Below are 17,695 nucleotides of genomic sequence, written 5' to 3'. Positions count from 1 at the left end.
ACGGTCGGAGCGAGCCGGGCAGGCGGCCCTTCGCAGGGATCGAGGCGAGGCGGCCAGCGATCGCCCGGCCGGGGACGATAGCCGGCCGACGACCGCCGCGGGGTTCGGGAGCCGGTGCGGACGGGGCGAGGATCCCGACGACCGTGCACCGGTCCCGGCCGTCACGTCAGACGTCCGTACTCGTCGACCCGTCCGGCACGGGCCGTTGTCCCCTCATGCCGGACAGAGCGGCCTTCAGCCGGCCGCCCATCGGGGTCTCCGGGCGGGGCTCGGCGAACGCGGCGCGGATCGGCGCCACCTCGACCGGGTCGGGCGCCCACCGGACCTGGACGGTGATGAGCGTGCGCAGTGTCCGCCGCAGGGTCCGGACCACGAGCGGCCGCGGGCCCTTGAGCCCGTGGACGGCGAGCAGGTCCGGCGTGGCAAGGGACAGCACGAGGGCACGACCGAGCCCGTGCAACGGGCGGGGGAACCAGCGGTCGCAGAACTGCTGCAGCATCGCCTCGGCGACGACGTTGCTCTCCGGAGCGGTCGAGTAGTCGTTGCGCTCGAAGTCGGCGAGGAAGGCGAGCATCCCGTCGAAGTCCGCCGGCAACGGGACGCCCTGGTCCGAACCGATACGGAAGAGCCCGGCGATCTGCGACCAGTGCCGGTAGGCGGCCCGCTGCTCGTTGGCGCTGAAACCGGGCAGACCGAGCCGCTGCATCACCCGGTGCGGCTCGGCGGCGAGGATGCACATCGTGTACGTGTACTGGCGTACGTCCAGGATCGCGTCGGGGTACTTCCCCGCCCAGGCGTCGTGCTGCCGGTTGACCCGTTCGACGGACTCACGCACGCTCGGGTCGTGCGCACCCTCGCCGAGGTACCAGGTCCACACCGCGTGCATGGTGCCCTCTATACGACGCTGCTGGTGCAGGACGACCTTGCCCTTGCCGCCGCGGACGAGTGTGCGTGCGCCGCTGCCCGGCCCGACGAGCCGCAGGAAGCCCTGGCACACCGCCATGTTGAGGATCATCGGGCTGGTCCGGTAGGCGTTGCCGAGCTGCCAGATCCGGGCATGGTCGACGTCCGGGTCGAGCGCCTCGATCTCGGCGTTTATCCACTTGCGCGGCTTTTCCCTGGTGGCCACGTGTCCTCCTCGAGTTACTGATCGGGCCTGGCGATTTCGTCGAAGCATCAGCGCTGGATCGCCTTGGTCTCCAGAAACTCCTCCAGTCCTTGGGCGCCGCCCTCGCGGCCGACGCCGGACTGCTTGTACCCGCCGAACGGAGCGCCCGGGTTGAACGCGCCCCCGTTCACCTCGATCTGACCGGCCCGCAGGCGCCGGGCCACCCGCAGCGCTCGTTCCGGATCGGCCGACCAGACCCCGCCGGCCAGGCCGTACTCGGTGTCGTTGGCGATCCGGACGGCGTCGTCCTCATCCTGGTACGGCATGATCGACAGGACCGGGCCGAAGATCTCCTCGCGGGCGATCGTCATCTCCGGGGTGACGCCGGAGAACACGGTGGCCGGCACGTAGTACCCCCGGCCCAGGTCGGCAAGGTCGCGTTCGCTCTCCACCCCGCCGGCGACCAGGGTTGCGCCCTCGTCAATACCCTTCTGGATGTACGACTGGACTCGCTCCAGCTGGACCGAGCTGACCAGCGGCCCCAGCCGGGTCTCCGGGTCGGACGGATCGCCGTGCTGGTACTCGCCGGCCACCCGGGCGGCGATCTGCTCCGCCTCGGCCAGCCGGTCGGCCGGCACCAGCATCCGGGTCAGCGCCGAGCAGGTCTGACCGGAATTGACGTAACACTTGGCCAGGCCGTCGGCCACCGCCCGCTCGAAGTCGGCATCGTCGAGCAGCACGTTGGCCGACTTCCCGCCGAGCTCCAGAGCGACCCGCTTGACCGTCTCGGCCGCCACCACCGCGACCCGCTTCCCGGCCCGGGTGGAGCCGGTGAACGACACCATGTCGACCCCGGGATGCGCCGCCAGCGCCTCGCCGACCACCGCGCCGAACCCGCTGAGCAGGTTGAAAACCCCGGCTGGCAGGCCGACGTCGTCGAAGATCGAGGCCATCGCATGACCCGCCAGCGGAGCCACCTCGGTCGGCTTGACCACCACCGTGCAGCCGGCCGCGAGCGCAGCCGCCACCTTCAGCACGATCTGGTGCAGCGGGAAGTTCCAGGGGGTGATGCAGCCGACCACACCGATCGGTTCCCGCACGATCAGGGAGTTGCCGACCTCGGGGCCGTCGAACGTGAAGCTCCGGGCCAGCCGGGCGAAGTTCGCCAGGTTGAAGGCAGGCAGACCGACCTGTATGGACGCGGCGGCCTGCAGCGGCATCCCCATGTCCCGGGAGATCAGCGCCGCGATCTCGTCGGTCCGGGCCACCAGCGCCTCGTGGGCCTTCTCCAGGTAGTCCGCCCGCTCGCCCGGCGGCCGGGCCGACCAGGCCGGCAGCGCCCGGCGCGCAGCGGCCACCGCGCGATCCACGTCCGCCGGTGTCCCGGCCGCGACCTGGGCGATCACTTCCTCGGTGGCCGGGTTCAGCACCTCGATCCGGTCGGTCCCGGCCGAGGCCACCCACTCACCGTCGATGTACAGGGACGTCCGGTCCAGCACCTGGCCGCCTGCGGGGGTGCCGGTGTAGGCCGGGGCGCTCAACGGTCGCCGTCCGTGTAGATCACCATGCCGCGAATGTTCTTGCCTTTTTTCATGTCCTGGCACCTCTGATTGATGACTTCGAACCGGTACTTGGTGGTGATCAGCTCGTCGAGGTTCAACCGGCCGGCCTGGTAGAGCGAGAGCAGCGCGGGGGTCTCGACTCGCGGGTGGCTCTTGACCCCGGAGATTCCGTGCGCGAGCACGATGATCGGTAGGGCCCCTCGATCGTCGGAAACGGCGGGACGGAAGATCATTGCTTCACACTCGCCATCACCGGACCTGAATCGCGCTTCAGTCCGCGGCCCTGACACACGAGTCACCTGACTCTCCCATCGTCGTTCGCCTTTGTCCGATCGCGGGGTCGGCGAGTGCACCGACGCACTCATGGTCGACCTGTGACAGGCGCCACTCAATGTTGTGATGCACAGCATTAATCGAGAGAAAAGTGCACAGTGCACAGCACAAGGCACAGGAAGGAGGGGTAGCGTGAGCGCTATGCATGGCGCCGGTTTGCGGGGCGACTCCGAAAAGTTGCTACGCACCATGTGCAAGGAATTCCTGGCCGATCCCTCCGTCTTGGGTCCGATCCAGGACGCACTTGTCAACGCAATCGATGCCCGCTTCGGATCGGACCCCTCCATTTCTGAGGCGATCGGTGAGGCGACCCGGGCCTACTCCCATCATTGGGCACGCTCGATGTACGAGGACCCGTGGCGGGACGTGGAGCCCCTCCTGACAAGCCAGATCGTCAACATCTCGCGCGACGGGTATCGCTGGGGTGAGGAGGACACCTTCCGCGCTGCCAACTACGCCGCTCAACAGGCGATGTGGTCCATCTTGATGCGGATCGCATTTTCACTGTGCGATGAAACCGCCGTCCTGCAGCCCGCGCTTGACCGGGCCTCGCGCTCACTGTCGCTCTGGGTCGACCGCACAGTCACTGCCGTGATCGACATTCTGGAGCAGGAGCGCGCAGCTCTGTCGGGCGACGAGCACGTAAGACGCCTCGAGCTGGTCAATCTCATCCTGGGTGGAACACCGGTTCCTGTGACCGGTGTTGATCAGAGTCTCGGATACCCGCTCTCAGCCAGACATCTGGGGGTAATCCTCTGGGCGCCACCACAGTTCGCCGATCGCGCGGCACTCGTGCAGGTGGCGAGCGCGCTCGGCCGGATCGCGGAGTCCAGAAGCCGGCTGCTCGTTCATGCCAGCGCTTCGTCGCTGTGGCTGTGGCTGACGCCCGGAATCCCAGTTTCGGCCGAGGCGCTCGAGACCGCTCTAGCCCCGCACCGCGACGTCAGGCTTGCGATCGGTTCATTGGACGAGGGAGTGGACGGGTTCCGACGCACCCACGACCGCGCGGTGGAGACCCAACGGCTGGTGCAGAGCAACAACGCGCACCGGGTTGCCTTCTATGACGACGTCGCCGCCGTCATATTGCTGGCCCGAGATGAAGCCCGGCTACGCGAATTCATCTACGCGACTCTCGGCCCGTTGGCCACAGGCCCACAGGACCTACGTGACACGCTGCGAATGTTTATCCACCAGCGGTACAACGCATCCCGGACAGCAGAGCTGCTGTTCACCCACCGAAACACCATCCTGCAACGCATTCGCCGCGCCGAAGAACGCCTGCCCGTCACTCTGGACCGGCACGGCACCAATGTCGGCATCGCCCTGGACGCGATGCACTGGCTGAACCTCCAGGACGAGTAGGTGCAGCCCATCATCGGGGCTGGGGATGCCACACTGTCCAGCGGTCCGCCCGCTGCGGGAGATGGTCAAAGGGCACAAGCGCCAACGCCCCAGCAGTCCGGGCTTCGTCGACGCGGAAGCCGGAACGTTGGCCGACGACCTCGCCCGGCGTACTGAAGGGAATCCCGGGCGGAACGGCGTGCGCTCGTGCCGTTGGCCCGTCCATCCCTCCGCCGTCCGCTCGCAGTTCAGCGGGCCAGGCCAGAGGTGGGGCCTCGGCCTGGCCGCAACTACTGCGCAGTGTCGGCCGCAAGACAGGAAGAGCGCCATCCGCGATGCTGGACATCGAGGAGCGGCTTTGCTTCATGCTCACGGCCTGCGGTGATCTCCCGATCGAGGCTCCCGTTCGAGGCGCACAGCTCAAGATCAGGCTGTGCGTTGGTCCTAGGTCTGGAGCGTGCTCGACGGATCCGTCGAGCACGCTTGCTGTGGTCGGTGCGGGCATTACGGGCGGCCGAGGCCCTGATAGACGGCTTCTGCGATGCGGTGGAACCGCTCGTCGCCGCCGGTGTTGATGCTGCCGTTACTGCCGCCCAGCTTCATGTGGTTCATGGTGAACGCCACGGTCAGGCGGTTGTCGCAGTCCGCGATGACCATCTGGCCCCCAGCGCCGCCCCAGTAGCAGGTACGAGGCCCGGCCATGGGCAGATCGTCGTTGCCCAGCCCCCAGCCCATACCGAACTTCACGTGCTTTCCCAGGATCAGGTCGGCGCCGTCCGACTGCTGATCGAAGAGGGTCTGGACGCCCTTTTCGGACAGCACTCGTACACCGCGTGCCTCGCCGCCGCAGGCGATCACCGAGTGCACGGCGGCCACCGAGCGCGCATTGCCCTGGCCGTTGGCGGCAGGAATCTCCGCAGCCCGCCAGGCGCGCGTGGCCGCGAACGGCTCCGGGTCGGCCAGCACGTTGGGGCGCCCGAACACCTTGGCAGCCGTTTCCTCCAGCTCGGGCGGGAGGGGGAGGCCGTCGATGTTGAAGACATTCGAGACACGATGGTCGGCCTCGGCGGGCAGGCCGATGTGGAAGTCGGCGGCCAGCGGGGTGGCCACCTGCTCGGCGAAGAACTGCCCCACGCTCTGCCCGGTGATCCGGCGAACCACCTCACCGACGAGATAGCCCTGGGTCACGGCGTGGTAGCCGGAGGCGGTGCCCGGTTGCCACCAGGGCTTCTGCGCGGCGAGCAGGTCGGTGCACCTGTCCCAGTCATACAGCTCGTCGGGAGCCGCCAGCGGCACGTCCCAGCCCGCCAGCCCGGCGGTGTGGGACAGCAGATGCCTGACCTCGACCGCGTCCTTTCCCTCGGCGGCGAACTCCGGCCAGTACCGCGCCACGGGTGCGTACAGGTCCAGCTCCCCGCGGTCGGCAAGCACAAGCGCGCAGAGGTTGGTCATGGTCTTGGTGACCGACCAGACGTTGACCAGGGTGTCGCGGGTCCAGGGCCGGGTCTGCGCACGGTCGGCGTAGCCGCCCCACAAATCGACCACCGGCTCGCCGTCCAGGAACACCGCCGTCGATGCCCCGCCCTGGCTCTGGTCCAGGGCCTGCTCGAAGGCTTTCCTCACTGCGGCGAACCGGTCGTCGCACTGACCCGAGATCTCTTTCATCCTCAGCTTTTCCCTTCGTGTTTTGAATGTCTCAGCAGCGCTGAGTCCAGAAGAACGAAACGACTAATGCGGACTAAAGGGCTGAACGGGCCCCGCGTCGTGCGGGCGCGGTCGCCTTGGCGGCTGAGTCGCTGGATCGGAACGGGTTTTGAAGCGCACCCGGCCCGTGTGAACGATCGGATCGAGAGGCTGTCGCGTGCGTCGTCCGCGACCCGCGCGGCGTGGCCCGCCATCACGTCCACAGCCAGGACTGCTGAGCTGAGCGGAGGTGCTCTTGCTCACTGTTCGGTGGTCAGGCCGAGAATGATGCCGCAGACGACGGCTTCGCGGACGGCTTCGGGGTCGTCGTGGAGTGCTGACTGAGTGATCGCGCCGACGTGCGCGGTGATGACGGCCCGGGTGAAATCCTCTACGGAGTCCAGCGGTCGACGGCCGGTGAGCTCCAGGACATGCAACAGCAGCGGCTGGAGATGCCGACGGAGCTGCTCGGCATGCTCGCGCAGTGCGGCCGCGACCTCTGGCCGGTGCTGGGCCTGCCCCGCGAAACTGGTGCGGATCGCCACCCACTGCGGATCCATCGGCAGCGCCCGCAAGATCGTGGCCACGACGGACTCCAGGGAACAGCGAGCCTGCTCAGAAAACGGCGCGTCGGCGGTCAGCGCCTCCAGCCGCTGCTGAGCCTCGGCGTTGCGCTGTTCGTACAGGGCGAAGAAGACGTCGTCGACGGTCTTGAAGTTGGAGTAGAACGCGCCGCGGGTGAACCCGGCGCGCTCGCAGATCGCGCCGATGCTGACGTTGGTGGTGCCATGCTCGGCGAACAGGTCGGCGGCCGCGGCGATCAGCTGTGCGCGGGTCGCCTTGCGCTGGCGGGGTGGACGGGCGGGCGCGGGGGTGGTCGGGTGGTTCATCGGGCCATCCTCTCCGTCGGCAGCTGCGAGGCTGCCTCCTGACTGAGAGGCGAGCCGCTGTGTAGGTAGTCGTGCACGGAGCTGACCGGGCTGCTACCTCGGACTCGCGCGCTGCTCCACTCTCCTGCGATACAAAACGTATTGAGTACATTTTGCATCGAGTTCGCGCGCCGGGCAACCAGCCGGACCGAACGTGCACCAAGGAGTCCCGTGATGACCCACTCTTCTCGTCGGCTCACCGCTCCAGCTGGAACAGCGCAACATTCAACCGGCTCAGGCTCTGGAGGAGCGGCAGGCAGAACTCGATGCCGCCCGGGCCGCGAACCGCGACCTCACTCGCGCCCTGAACCACCGTGGCTGATGCACCTGGGCCGACGTAGGGCTGTCCGGCCTGACCGCCGCGCCGGGCTGTCCGTACGGCCGTACAACGCGGTTGCCTGGCCGCCCCTGCTGGAAGGCAGTGGTTATGAGGCAGTTCCGGTGTCTCCGGTTCGCGTGTGGGTCGTCAGGCCGGTGAGGACAAGGGTGAGCCAGCGGGCGCGGGCGGCGGAGGGCTGGTTGGTGGGGGCCGTGCTGAAGAGCAGGTAGATGTCGTCGACGGTGACGTCCTGGTGGATGTCTCGGTCGGCCTGGCCCGCCTGGATCAGCGCGGCCAGTGCAGCGCCTGCGCGGGCTTCGGCATCCCGGTCGACGGGGTCGGCGCCGAGGGCGCGGGCGGCGGCCTTGACGGCGTGGTTGATGGCGATCGCCTCCGTGACGACGGCTCCATGGCCGCCGGCATCGACCACATCGTCGCCGAGGCCGGCCGCACCGACGTGCTGGTCAACAACGCCGGCTACGGCTCCTACGGCGCCATCGAGGACGTCACCATGGACGAGGCCCGCCGCCAGTTCGAGGTCAACGTCTTCGGCGCCATGCGCCTGGCCCAGCTGGCCCTGCCGCACATGCGCGCCCAGCACGCCGGCACGATCGTCAATATCACGTCCGTGGGCGGCAAGATCTACGTCCCGCTCGGCGGCTGGTACCACGGCACCAAGTTCGCTCTCGAAGCCCTCAGCGACTGCCTGCGCCTGGAGGCCAAGCCCTTCGGCATCGACGTCGTCGTCATCGAGCCCGGCGCCATCGCCACCGAGTGGAGCGGCATCGCCGCCGACCAGCTGGAGAATTCCTCCGCCGCCGGTGCCTACGCCAAGCAGGCCGACGCCGTGGCCTCCTTGATGCGCTCCGAAGCCCACGCCAAGCGCAACTCCCCGCCCCAGGTGATCGCCGACGCGATCGGCAAGGCCGTCACCGCCCGCCGTCCCAAGACCCGCTATGCCAACGGCTTCGGCGCCCGCCCGCTCATCGCCCTGCGGCGCCTCGTGTCCGACCGCGCCTTCGACACCGTCATCTCCCGCGCCTCCGGCCTGCCCTCCTGACCCTCAACGGGCCCAGCTTCGTCAACAGCCCAGCGCCGCGCTCTCCATGGCGCGGGACGAACCGGACCTCATGTCTTCACCGCAGGCCGTACCGTGCCTTCACCGGTTTCCCCGGCGGCGCCCGTCGTCCTGCCGCAGCACCATCGGCCCTCATCTGCACCGCGGCCCGCCTGTCCCCGGCGCGTGCTGAATCGCTGGCCCCCTGCCCCTGGCCCTGCCTGCGACGCCAAACACCTCCCGTCCCGCAGACACAGAACTGGTCGAGGCAGCCGTCCGGGCCCCGCAGGCGCCTCCTACCCCTAGCAGCCCGCCCCCTTCCTGCTACGCACACCACCTCAGACCGGGGCCGCTCATGAGCAGGAGCGGTCCCGCCGCGCCGGATCCGTGGGGACGGGACCGGCGCGCCGCCCGGGCCCGGCGGCAGGATCCTCCCCCCGGTCCGGCGCCAGGCCCGGGCCCCTCCTTCTTCCTTCGCTCTCCGTCACGAAGTCCCGAAGTGAGTACCCCCATGTCCGAAACAGCTCGCAAAGCCTCCGCCGCCCCGAGCGGTGAAGCCAACCGCTGGAGGGCGCTCGTCTTCATCGCGCTCGCCCAGCTCATGGTGGTGCTCGACGCAACCATCGTGAACATCGCCCTGCCCGCCGCCCAGGCAGACCTGGGCATCTCCGACGGCAACCGGCTGGGGGTCCCCACGCCCTTAAGAACTCCTAACAGAATGCGACAACTCGCCTTGGAATGTTGGTGTCTGATGGGTTGTTAGCCGGCGCATGAGAAAGGGTGAGCAGCCGCCGTGGATCGTGCCGGATGGGCTGTGGGCGCGCATCGAGCCGTTGCTGCCGGTTGTGCCGCGCCGAACGGATCACCTGGCCGTGAGCGTCTGGACGACCGGAAGGTGCTGTCAGGCATCCTGTTCGTGCTGTACACCGGCATTCCGTGGGAGTTCCTGCCTCAGGAGCTGGGCTTCGGCTCCGGCATGACCTGCTGGCGGCGTCTGCGTGACTGGAACGACGCGGGAGTCTGGCAGCATCTGCACGAGTCACTCCTGGCCGAGCTGAACGCCGCCGGCGCGCTGAACTGGTCGAGGGCGGTGATCGACGGCTCGCACGTCAGGGCGCTTAAAGGCGGCCCAAAACAGGACCGAGCCCGGTCGACCGTGCCCGAACAGGCTCCAAGCACGATCTGATCACCGAAGGGCACGGCATCCCGCTGGCGGTATCGCTGGCCGGCGGAAACCGAAACGACGTCACCCAGCTCATCCCCCTGCTCCAGGCCGTCCCGCCCGTACGCGGCCGGCGCGGACGGCCCCGACAACGACCGGTCGCGCTCTACGCCGACCGCGGCTACGACCACGACAAGTACCGCAAGCAGGCGCGGGCCCTGGGGGGCACCCCGGTCATCGCGCGGCGCGGAGTCGAGCACGGTTCCGGACTGGGCGTGCACCGCTGGGTGGTCGAGCAGAGTTTTGCACTGCTGCACTGGTTCCGCAGACTGCGCATCCGCTGGGAGATCCGCGACGACATCCACGAAGCCTTCCTCAGCCTGGCCTGCAGCATCATCTGCTGGCGCCGACTGGTCAACCTGTCACTTTGTTAGGAGTTCTCAGGCAGGGCTGCGAGCGTTCGACGTGCCCAACGAACCATTCGTCGACGCAGCCCGGGCGCTCATCAGCGGCGAGCGGTTTCCGCCCCTCATCCTCGTCGGCGAGAGGCAGGACAACCTGGTCTGCCTTGAGGGCCATCTGCGTCTGACCGCCTACGCCCTCGTCGGCTTCCCGACCGGCATCGAGTGCCTGATCGGCACCTCGCCGACCATGGGACGCTGGGCGCAATAGACCAGTCACCTCGGGCTACGTGGGCTGATGGTGCGGCGTGGCGGAGTTGCTCGGGCGAGCGCTGTTCTCTTCCCGCGCTGCTCAGTAGACCCTCTCGAGCAGCGCCTACTGCTGAAGTTTCCTCGACTGCAACCGACGGACTCGAACAGGCCCGCCGGCGCGCGTCGACGCCGGCCAACTCGGCAGACCCGAAGGGCCGGTCTGAATGTCAGGGCGCACCAAAGAGCAGATGTCCTGCCCGGCGCAAGACGATCCCACGGCCGCGACGAGGTCGAGCACAGTGAGCCGCGCGTACGTCGCTCCCCCACGTCGCCGTCCATCGCTCGTACTGCCGGGTCGCGTTGGGCCATGCCGGGGCTGACCGGAGGACCGGCGCCCTCCCGGCACTGCAACCGATCCGGGACCACTGACGCCTGACGGTTAAACATACCATGTCTATCGAGGGATAGATCAGCAGAATCTCTCACAAAAATGAACAAAAGCTCAGTTGGCGAGCTGCTTTCATCCCTGCACGACCGTTGACATGGGCAGGGTGAGTGCCGCAATTTCATGCGTGACATCCGGCACCACGCGGCTCAGGGGTCTGCAAGAAGTCCCGGAGCCGAAACGGTCACGCGGCGGTGCTGCCGCACGGGAACGGAGTGAGGACATGTCGTCAGGAACCTGCTCTGCCACGAGCTCCCTGGAGTCCGCACAGTCCGTTGCCGTTCGCAGCCGGTGACGCGCTCCAACCACCCGCTTGCGCCGCGGACTTCGTCGCCCGTAGGCCGTGGCGCCGAGTCAGTCACCTGCCGACCGTGTCCGGTCCGGGTTGCGTCGCGCACGTCGTGCTCCCGCCACCGGAAGTGCCCGCCACTGACCACCGGCCCTGGTCTCCCACCACAGCTCTGACGGAGGTACCACCATGATCAACAGACGCCAGTTCCTGGCGAGTGCCACGGGTGTCGCGGCGACTGCGGTCGCAGGCAACGTCCTCGCCGCCGGCACCGCCCGGGCCGCGACCACGTACACCCCCACGTGGGCCTCGGTCGACCAGCACACCGCGGCTCCCGAGTGGTTCAAGGACGCCAAGTTCGGCATCTACTACCACTGGGGTGTGTTCAGCGTTCCGGCCTACGGGAACGAGTGGTATCCGCGCCGCATGTACATCAGCGGCGATGCGTGCAACCAGCACCACATCGCCACCTTCGGCGACCCGTCGGCGTGGCCGTACCACAACTTCATCAACGGCGCGAAGGACCTGAACGGCAACTTCAACAAGTTCGCCCCGAAACTGAAGTCCGCGGGCGGGAACTTCGACCCGGACGAGTGGGCGCAGCTCTTCGTCGACGCCGGCGCCCGGTTCGCCGGCCCCGTCGCCGAACACCACGACGGATTCTCCATGTGGAACAGCTCGGTCAACGAGTGGAACTCGGCCGCCAAGGGCCCCCAGCTCAACCTGCTCCAGTTGTTCACCGACTCCATCCGCGCCAAGGGGCTGAAGCTCCTGGTGGCCATGCACCACGCGTTCAACTTCAACGGCTACTACGACCACGTGCCCGCGCAGTCCGACCCGAGCCTGCAGAAGCTGTACGGGCAGTTGGGCACCACGGCCGAGAACCAGCTGTGGTACGACAAGCTCAAAGAGGTCATCGACCTCGCCAAGCCCGACATCATCTGGCAGGACTTCGACCTCAACAAGGTCGACCAGACGCAACTCCTGAACTTCCTGTCGTACTACTACAACCAGGCCCAGGCGTGGGGCCGCGAAGTCGTCGCCACCTACAAGGACGGCCTGAACGGACACGGCGAGGTCTTCGACTACGAGCGCGGCGGCCCCGGGGACATCACCGCCCCCTACTGGCTCACCGACGACAGCATCTCCAGCTCCAGCTGGTGCTACACGAACGGCATCGGCTACTACAGCACCCAGCAGATGCTGCACTCACTGATCGACCGGGTCAGCAAGAACGGCAACATGCTGCTCAACATCGCCCCGATGGCGGACGGCACCATCCCCCAGGCCCAGAAGGACATCCTCCTCGGCATCGGCGACTACCTGCGCCGCTTCGGCGAGTCGGTCTACTCGACCCGGGCCTGGACCACGTACGGCGAAGGCCCCACACATATGGGCGGCGGCGCCTTCACCGCCCCGCAGGTCGGAACGGCACAGGACATCCGCTTCACCCGGAACAAGAACAACACCGTCCTGTACGCCACGGTCCTCGGCTGGCCGGGAAGCACACTGACCATATCGACGCTCAACTCGGCCCGGATCAACGTCAGTTCTCTGACCTCGGCGAAGCTGCTGAACTCCACCGCAGGCACCTACACGGACCTGCCCACCCCCACGCAGGACTCGACCGGGCTGCACGTGACCCTGCCGTCGTCGACGGCGCCGTTCTCCGCCCTGGCCTACGTCGTGAAGCTGACCTTCTCCGGCCAGATCCCCGCCGTGCAGCCGCTGTCCGGGGCCGTGGTCTACCAGGACGTCAACTACTCGGGCGGCTCCTCCCTGCTCCAGCTCGGCTCCTACACCGCCGACCAGTTGTCGCTCGCCGGCCTGCCCAGCCGCAGCCTGTCCTCGCTGAAGCCGGCTCCCGGCTACCAGATCATCGGCTACTCCGGTGACAACTTCACCGGCACCGCCTGGACCTTCACCGCCGACAACGCCGACCTGCGCGTCACCGGCAACAACGACGCCGTCGTGTCGATGAAGGTGCAGCTCAACCCCTCGGCATGGTTCAGGATCACCAACGTCACCGACGGGCTGGTGCTGGACAGCGGCGGGAACGTCCCCAGCGGCTCCAACCTCAAGCAGTGGACCTGGAACGGCAGCACCAACCTCCAGTGGCAGGCCGTCGAGCTCGGCAACGGCTACTACAAGCTGGTCAACCGCGCCAACAGCATGGTCGCCGACGGCGGGGGCGCCACCACGAACGGCTCCCCCGCCCTGGAGGCGACCTGGACCGGTGGCAACAGCCAGCAGTGGCAGCTCAAGTACCAGGGCGGCAACAGGTACTGGATCGTCAACCGCGCCACCGGCCTCGTCCTCGACGGCGGCGGCGACGTGCCCTCGGGCTCCGTGACCAAGCAGTGGTCCGGGAACAGCAGCACCAACGTGCAGTGGACCCTCACCAAGGCCTGAGCAGGCAGAGGGGCGGGCGCCGGGGCAGCCGCTCCGGCCCCCGCCGACGCGCGTCGGAAGTCCCGGGAGCAAGGTCGTCCCGCAGGTGTGACCTGCCTCGGAGCATGACTGGCTGGCCCCGGGCAGTGCAACAACACACCGGAGGGCACGCAGGCATGAGCAACGGCCACACCTACGAGGTCGTCAGTTCCAGGGAGTCGCTGATCGGTGACGCACTGGACAGCGACAAACTGGAGAAGGTTCTCAACAAGCATGCCGAGGACGGCTGGGGCCTGAGAACTCCTAACAAAGTGACAGGTTGACCAGTCGGCGCCAGCAGATGATGCTGCAGGCCAGGCTGAGGAAGGCTTCGTGGATGTCGTCGCGGATCTCCCGAGCAACTCGCCGGCGCCCGGCTGCGGCCGCGCGACTACGCGAATCTTCAGCCCCTGGGGACCGCCGTACCCGCCGTACTCCACGGCGCACATCATCGGCCGGGCGGCCTGCCCGGAGGTGGTCAGGAGGGGTCTCGCCGATCGGCGAACGCCGTTTCGATCGTCTTCTTCATGAGTGCCACGGTGGTCCGCATGGTGCTGGTGGCGTAGTCGACGACCGACGCGGGCGCGAACTCGGTCCTCCAGACGAGATGGACTCCCTCCTCGTCCTCCCGCACGGTCTGTGACCCCAGGTGGTGTGTCAGCGGCCCGCCCTCGGTCGCTTGGTAGGTGAGCTTTCGGGCGCCATCGTCGACTTCGACGATGCGCTCGGTGATCTTCATGTCATCGGCGAACGTCACCGTCCTGCTGCCTGGTCCCTTTTCCACATGGAGCGCGAATCCCGGGATGAGCCGGGTGTCCACCGCATGGACATCGCGCACGGCATCCCACGCGAACTCCGCGCTGGCTTCCACGACGACATCGACCATCACCGAGCTCACGCCGGCTTCTTCGTAGCGAACTTCCATGAGCAAGGTCATGGTGTTTCTCCTTCTCTCTTCTGATCGTCTGCTGCGGTGCGGGCCGTCGCCGGCCCGGGTTGGTGCGGCTGGTGCTCGCCGAGAACGTCAGGGCACCATCACGACCCGGCCGATCCGGCCGCGCTGCTCGGCGTGGTGGTGCGCGGCCGCAGCGTCGGCCAGGGGGAAGACGCGGTCGATCACGGCTTCCAGTTCGCCGTCCGCGATGCGGCGGATGAGGTCCGCCATGTACGCGTGGACCCGGGGCTCATGGAGAAGGGAGGCGAGCCCTACGCCGTGGAGCGTCGTGTTGCTGCGGATCAGGCTCACGACGTCGACCGTGCTCTCTTCGCGGGAAGCCGTGCCCAGCGGGACGATGTGCCCGCCGTGACGGGTGGCCCCGATCAGCTGCTGGAGCAGCGAACCGCCCACGCAGTCGACGGCCAGATCGACACCACGCCCGCCGGTCAGGGCCAGGACACGGTCACGGACGTTCTCGCCTCGGTAGTCGATTCCCTCGTCGAGGCCGTAACGACGCAGCTCCTCGAACCGCGCCGGGTTCGACGCGCTCCCGATCACGCGGGCACCCGCCTTCTTGGCGAGCTGCATCGCCGCCAGCCCGACCCCGCTGGCCGCCCCTTGCACCAGCACGGTGTCGCCGCTTGTGAGACGGCCGCGCTCGAACGGCGCCTCGTAGGCAGTCGAGAAGGTGACCGGCACCAAGGCCGCCGCCTTCGGATCGAAACCGTCCGGCAGCACCCAGCAGTGCTCCGGGCGTACGACGCGCAGTTCGGCATGGGAACCGGCCGGCAGTCCATGGGCCTGCCCGAAAGCGCAGACCTTCTGGCCGACCTCCAGGCCCGTGACCGCGGAGCCCACCGCCACGACCTCACCGGCACTGCTGTAACCGAGGACGAACCCGTCCGCCGGAGGGGGGACGAGGAGACGGCACATCAGGTCGCCGCCCTCGATGCTGATGGCCTCCGTCCTGATCAGAACCTCGTCGGTGCCGGGGACGGGGTCCGGCACATCCTCGTAACTGAGCACTTCGGGGCCGCCGTTGCGGCGGTAGACAGCTGCCTTCACTCTTCAGGGCCTTTCTTGGGGGGTGGGACGGCAGGGGGCAACGCCCTGCGGCGAATGCCGTGTCGGTCAACTACGGGTGGCCGTGGGCGCGCTCGGAGACGGGGGCCCATGCGGCCCAGGTGGACAGGCGCGCTTCGTAGTGGCTGCGGACCTTGGGCAGGGCCGACTTGCCCAGAATCAGCCGGAGCGGGGGCTCGGCGGCGTCGACCGCCGCCAGCACGGCCGGCGGCGTGGCGGCGGGGTCGCCGACGGCCGCGGGGTCGAAGTCCGCGTACAGGGCCTGGCGGGCCTCGTCGTAGGCGGGGTTCTCGGGTGACGCCTTGAGGGAGGCGCGGGACGAGAACTCGGTGGCGTAGGGCCCGGGTTCGATGATGGTGACCTTGATGCCGAGGTGGGCGACTTCCTTCGACAGGGCCTCCATCATCCCTTCCAGCGCCCACTTGGAGGCGTTGTACAGACCGAGGGTCGCCTCACCCATCAGTCCGCCCTGGCTGGACACCGCCAGGACGTGGCCGCCTCCCTGCGCGCGCAGGAAGGGAAGTGCCGCCTGCGTCACCCAGAGCGCCCCGAGCAGGTTGGTGTCGAGCAGCTCCCGGACATCGGCCTCCTGGACCTCCTCGACGGCACCGCGCAGGCCGTGACCGGCGTTGTTGACGATCACGTCGAGCCGCCCGAAGTGGTCGTGGGCGGCGGCCACGGCGTCGAACACGGCGCCGCGCCGGGTGACGTCCAGCGGCAGGACCAGCAAGGAGTCGGGGTACGCCGCGGCCAGCGACTTGAGCCTGCTCTCGTCGCGCGCGGTCGCGGCGACCTTGTCGCCCCGCTGCAGCGCGGCCTCCGCCCACAGCCGGCCGAAGCCGCGTGAGCAACCGGTCATGAACCAGACCTTCTCGGTCATGTGTGTCTCCTGTTCTTGTTTCGGGATCCCGTCGGCGCCGGCCGCGTCGAACCCTTCCGGACCGGTGGTGCCGCTCATGCCGCCGCTCCTTCCGGGACGGACGGGGGGTTCGAGAGGGCGTCGCGCCACGGGGTGCGGGCAGCTATGGCCTGCTGCCAGCCACGGATGCGCCTGGGTGGCATGCCGACGGCCAGGACACCGGTGAGCCGGTCGCCAAAGCGGTAGACCGCGGTGAACTTGCCTTCCGCCAGGCTGCCTTCGACCATCCGTACCTCGTCGTGACCGCGCAGGTAGCCGTAGGCACGGATCTTCATGTCGTACTGGTCGGACCAGAAATAAGGGACGGGCGCGAAGGGCCGCCGGGCGCCCAGGAGGTTGCGGGCGGCGGCCATGCCCTGTTCGGTGGCGTTGGTGCGGTGCTCGACGCGCATCGAGGTGTCGAAGAGCGGGTTGTGCCAGCGGGCCACGTCGCCCGCGCCGTACACGCCGGGTGCGGCGGCACAGAACTCGTCGCAGACCAGTCCGTCGTCGAGGGCAAGGCCGCTGCCGGTCAGCCACTCGGTGTTGGGCCGGGAGCCGACGGCCAGCCGTACGCCGCCGGAGACGACCTCGGTGACCCCTGTCCCGGTGCGCAGGTCCACGCCGTGCTCGAGGTGGACCTGGGCGAGGATGCGGCCGATGTCCTCGCCGACCGCGTGAGCCAGTGGGACGGGCGCGGGTTCGATGAGGGTCACACGGGTGCCCGAAGCGGCCGCCACCGCCGCGGCCTCGGCGCCCAGGAACCCGGCGCCGACCACGGCCAGGCTGTGGCCCGGGCCGAGGCGGTCCTTGAGGGCGAGGGCGTCGTCCAGGGTGCGCAGGGTGTGGGCCGGGGTACCGGGCATCCGCCGGGGGCGGACTCCGGTGGCCACGACCAGTCCGTCGTACGCCACCTCGCTGCCGTCGGACAGCAGCACCGTCCGGGCGGCGAGGTCCACTCCGATGGCCTCGCGGCCGTAACGGGCGTCCAGGCCGAGGGCGTTGAGTTCGGCCTCGGTACGCAAGGGCAGCAGGTCCGGTGTCCAGGCGCCGCGGAGGATTTCCTTCGACAGCGGCGGCCGGTCGTAAGGAGCGGTGGCCTCGTCGCCGATGAGCGTGATGGTGCCGGTGTGACCCGACCGGCGCAGGGTTTCGGCGGCGGCGAGACCGGCCGCGGAGGCGCCGACGAAGACGACGCGGCCCGGTGCACCGGCCGGCTCACCGGCCGTGCCCGTGGTCATGACTCTCCCAGGCGGATGGCGGCCGCGGGGCACACGGTGGCCGATTCACGGACGGCGTCGTGGAGTTCGGCGGGCGGGGCGGCGTCGAGGAGGACGACCATGCCGTCCTCGTCCCGCTGGTCGAAGACGTCGGGGGCGAGCATGACGCACTGGCCCGAGGCGACGCACTTGGGAACGTCGACTTCTACACGCATGACGGTTCTTCCCTGTGGGGGGCGGTGGGGT

The 17,695-nt window shown here is 68.6% G+C and carries 16 protein-coding genes and 2 pseudogenes; 7 read left to right on the top strand and 11 right to left on the bottom strand.

Annotated features, from left to right (window positions below; translation table 11 throughout):
- Nucleotides 1-166 precede the first annotated feature (166 nt).
- The 3 genes from ACIBW9_RS34940 to ACIBW9_RS34930 are packed head-to-tail and all read right to left on the bottom strand — an operon-like array spanning nucleotide 167 to nucleotide 2,903.
- Complete coding sequence (locus ACIBW9_RS34940) at nucleotides 167-1,129, bottom strand: oxygenase MpaB family protein (protein ID WP_030944712.1); 963 nt, start codon at nucleotides 1,127-1,129, stop codon at nucleotides 167-169.
- Between the two features lie 47 nt (nucleotides 1,130-1,176).
- On the bottom strand, nucleotides 1,177-2,649 hold the full coding sequence (locus tag ACIBW9_RS34935; RefSeq protein WP_234341736.1) for an aldehyde dehydrogenase family protein: 1,473 nt from the start codon (nucleotides 2,647-2,649) through the stop codon (nucleotides 1,177-1,179).
- Nucleotides 2,646-2,903, bottom strand: coding sequence for a hypothetical protein (locus tag ACIBW9_RS34930; protein WP_030944718.1), 258 nt, complete (start codon nucleotides 2,901-2,903; stop codon nucleotides 2,646-2,648). The genes ACIBW9_RS34935 and ACIBW9_RS34930 overlap by 4 nt, the downstream gene beginning before the upstream one ends.
- A 241-nt stretch (nucleotides 2,904-3,144) precedes the next feature.
- Between ACIBW9_RS34930 and ACIBW9_RS34925 the strand changes: the two genes are divergently transcribed.
- Nucleotides 3,145-4,365, top strand: coding sequence for a PucR family transcriptional regulator (locus ACIBW9_RS34925; RefSeq protein WP_398961167.1), 1,221 nt, complete (start codon nucleotides 3,145-3,147; stop codon nucleotides 4,363-4,365).
- Nucleotides 4,366-4,848: 483 nt separating this feature from the next.
- On the opposite strand, the gene ACIBW9_RS34920 is transcribed toward ACIBW9_RS34925, so the two are convergent.
- The 3 genes from ACIBW9_RS34920 to ACIBW9_RS34910 form a co-directional block, all read right to left on the bottom strand.
- Entirely contained in the window at nucleotides 4,849-6,009 is a 1,161-nt protein-coding gene (locus tag ACIBW9_RS34920) for a serine hydrolase domain-containing protein (protein WP_398961033.1), read from the bottom strand.
- A 278-nt stretch (nucleotides 6,010-6,287) separates the two neighbouring features.
- Nucleotides 6,288-6,917 carry a TetR/AcrR family transcriptional regulator gene (locus tag ACIBW9_RS34915; protein WP_051833938.1) on the bottom strand — a complete coding sequence of 210 codons (630 nt, stop codon included), beginning with the start codon at nucleotides 6,915-6,917 and terminating at the stop codon, nucleotides 6,288-6,290.
- A gap of 464 nt (nucleotides 6,918-7,381) precedes the next feature.
- On the bottom strand, nucleotides 7,382-7,705 hold the full coding sequence (locus tag ACIBW9_RS34910; protein ID WP_398961032.1) for a hypothetical protein: 324 nt from the start codon (nucleotides 7,703-7,705) through the stop codon (nucleotides 7,382-7,384).
- Between ACIBW9_RS34910 and ACIBW9_RS34905 the strand changes: the two genes are divergently transcribed.
- From ACIBW9_RS34905 to ACIBW9_RS34880, 6 genes and pseudogenes are all read left to right on the top strand, one after another.
- The gene (locus tag ACIBW9_RS34905; RefSeq protein ID WP_183127492.1) at nucleotides 7,685-8,335 is read left to right on the top strand and encodes an oxidoreductase; all 651 of its coding nucleotides are present in this window, start codon (nucleotides 7,685-7,687) and stop codon (nucleotides 8,333-8,335) included. The genes ACIBW9_RS34910 and ACIBW9_RS34905 overlap by 21 nt on opposite strands.
- A gap of 508 nt (nucleotides 8,336-8,843) precedes the next feature.
- A pseudogene (locus ACIBW9_RS34900) lies at nucleotides 8,844-9,029 on the top strand (MFS transporter); the annotation flags it as partial.
- A 73-nt stretch (nucleotides 9,030-9,102) separates the two neighbouring features.
- Nucleotides 9,103-9,928, top strand: a pseudogene (locus tag ACIBW9_RS34895) (IS5 family transposase).
- A gap of 31 nt (nucleotides 9,929-9,959) precedes the next feature.
- Nucleotides 9,960-10,166 (top strand): hypothetical protein, encoded by a 207-nt coding sequence (locus ACIBW9_RS34890; protein WP_257033828.1) that lies wholly within the window; start codon nucleotides 9,960-9,962, stop codon nucleotides 10,164-10,166.
- 904 nt (nucleotides 10,167-11,070) lie between these two features.
- Entirely contained in the window at nucleotides 11,071-13,293 is a 2,223-nt protein-coding gene (locus tag ACIBW9_RS34885; RefSeq protein WP_398961031.1) for an alpha-L-fucosidase, read from the top strand.
- A gap of 155 nt (nucleotides 13,294-13,448) precedes the next feature.
- Entirely contained in the window at nucleotides 13,449-13,595 is a 147-nt protein-coding gene (locus ACIBW9_RS34880; RefSeq protein WP_398961030.1) for a DUF4177 domain-containing protein, read from the top strand.
- 194 nt (nucleotides 13,596-13,789) lie between these two features.
- Here the strand turns inward: ACIBW9_RS34880 and ACIBW9_RS34875 are convergent, their stop codons facing one another.
- The 5 genes from ACIBW9_RS34875 to ACIBW9_RS34855 form a co-directional block, all read right to left on the bottom strand.
- Nucleotides 13,790-14,248, bottom strand: a complete 459-nt coding sequence (locus ACIBW9_RS34875; RefSeq protein WP_398961029.1) for an SRPBCC family protein — start codon at nucleotides 14,246-14,248, stop codon at nucleotides 13,790-13,792.
- 87 nt (nucleotides 14,249-14,335) lie between these two features.
- Nucleotides 14,336-15,313 carry a zinc-binding alcohol dehydrogenase family protein gene (locus ACIBW9_RS34870; RefSeq protein ID WP_398961028.1) on the bottom strand — a complete coding sequence of 326 codons (978 nt, stop codon included), beginning with the start codon at nucleotides 15,311-15,313 and terminating at the stop codon, nucleotides 14,336-14,338.
- Nucleotides 15,314-15,383: 70 nt separating this feature from the next.
- Nucleotides 15,384-16,289, bottom strand: coding sequence for an SDR family NAD(P)-dependent oxidoreductase (locus ACIBW9_RS34865; protein ID WP_398961027.1), 906 nt, complete (start codon nucleotides 16,287-16,289; stop codon nucleotides 15,384-15,386).
- Complete coding sequence (locus ACIBW9_RS34860; protein ID WP_398961026.1) at nucleotides 16,286-17,470, bottom strand: NAD(P)/FAD-dependent oxidoreductase; 1,185 nt, start codon at nucleotides 17,468-17,470, stop codon at nucleotides 16,286-16,288. Before ACIBW9_RS34860 ends, ACIBW9_RS34865 begins: the two co-directional genes overlap by 4 nt.
- Nucleotides 17,467-17,664, bottom strand: a complete 198-nt coding sequence (locus tag ACIBW9_RS34855) for a ferredoxin (RefSeq protein ID WP_030944786.1) — start codon at nucleotides 17,662-17,664, stop codon at nucleotides 17,467-17,469. The genes ACIBW9_RS34860 and ACIBW9_RS34855 overlap by 4 nt, the downstream gene beginning before the upstream one ends.
- Nucleotides 17,665-17,695 lie beyond the last annotated feature (31 nt).

It is taken from the genome of Streptomyces sp. NPDC049541, from assembly GCF_044465725.1.
In the GTDB taxonomy this organism is placed as follows: domain Bacteria; phylum Actinomycetota; class Actinomycetes; order Streptomycetales; family Streptomycetaceae; genus Streptomyces.
Note: the sequence above shows the minus strand (reverse complement) of the source record. Positions and strands in the feature narration are given on the sequence as shown.